The organism is Variovorax cryoconiti, assembly GCF_051216395.1.
Lineage (GTDB): Bacteria > Pseudomonadota > Gammaproteobacteria > Burkholderiales > Burkholderiaceae_C > Variovorax.
In genome coordinates this window covers 1-1,025 of record NZ_JBPJZI010000091.1, presented here as the reverse complement: position 1 = coordinate 1,025, position 1,025 = coordinate 1, and the positions used below count along the sequence as shown (strand labels likewise).

Annotated in this window: 1 protein-coding gene; it reads left to right on the top strand. The window is 64.9% G+C overall.

Annotation, left to right across the window (positions count from 1 at the left end; genetic code table 11):
* The first annotated feature begins 10 nt into the window (after positions 1 to 10).
* Positions 11 to 919: an IS701 family transposase gene (locus ACSFA2_RS25960; protein WP_435458197.1), complete on the top strand. Its 909-nt coding sequence runs from the start codon at positions 11 to 13 to the stop codon at positions 917 to 919.
* Positions 920 to 1,025 lie beyond the last annotated feature (106 nt).

Genomic DNA, 1,025 nt, shown 5'->3' with positions numbered 1-1,025 from the left:
CTTGGGTAACATGGACCGGCACGCCGGTCTTCGTGCTTACTGCACGGGCCTCATGCTCCCCCTGTCGCGCAAGAGCGTAGAGCCCATGGCCGCGCGGGTGGATCCGACGCATGCCAGCGCGCGGCACCGAGCACTGCATCACTTCGTGGCCAAGGCCGAGTGGTCTGACACGCAGATGCTCCGTCGCGTGTGTCAATGGGTGATGCCCAGGATGGACTTCAGCCAGGGCGGCTGGTGGATCATCGACGACACCGAGTTCCCGAAGAAGGGGTGCCATTCGGTCGGGGTCACGCGCCAGTACTGCGGGATGCTGGGCAAGCAGGACAACTGCCAGGTGGCCGTGAGCATCTCGCTTGCAAGCAACCAGGGCAGCCTGCCCGTGGCTTGGCAGTTGTACCTGCCCGAGGATTGGGCGTCAGATCCTGAACGTCGCGCCAAGGCCGGCGTTCCCGATGAAGTGCGCTTCGCCACGAAGACGCAGATCGCGCTGCAGCAATTGCGTACGCTGCTGGATGAAGGCGCGCCGCGCCATTGCGTGCTGGCCGATGCTGGCTACGGCGTGGACAACGCTTTTCGTCAGGCGCTCAGCGATATGGGCTTGCTCTATGCGGTAGGTGTCACATCTGCCGTTGTGGTCTGGCCGCCTGGCGTTCAGCCGCTGCCACCCCAGCCTTACAGCGGCATGGGCCGACTGCCAGTGATGCCCAGGCGCACGGCGGCACTGCATGAGCGTCAAGGCATTGGCGCAGTCCCTGCCAAGCCGAGCGTTCCAGAACATCAGTTGGCGCGAGGGAACCAACGACACACTGAACGGCCGCTTTGCGGCCGTGCGGGTGCGCCACGCCGGCGGCAATACGGGCAAGGCACGCCTGCGTTCCGAGCAGTGGCTGCTCATCGAGTGGCCGGCAAGCGACGCTGAACCGAGCAAGTACTTCCTGTCCACCTTGCCAGAGGACACGCCGATCAACGAGTTGGTCGACGTGGCCCATCAGCGCTGGCGCATCGAGCGCGACTACCAGGATCTG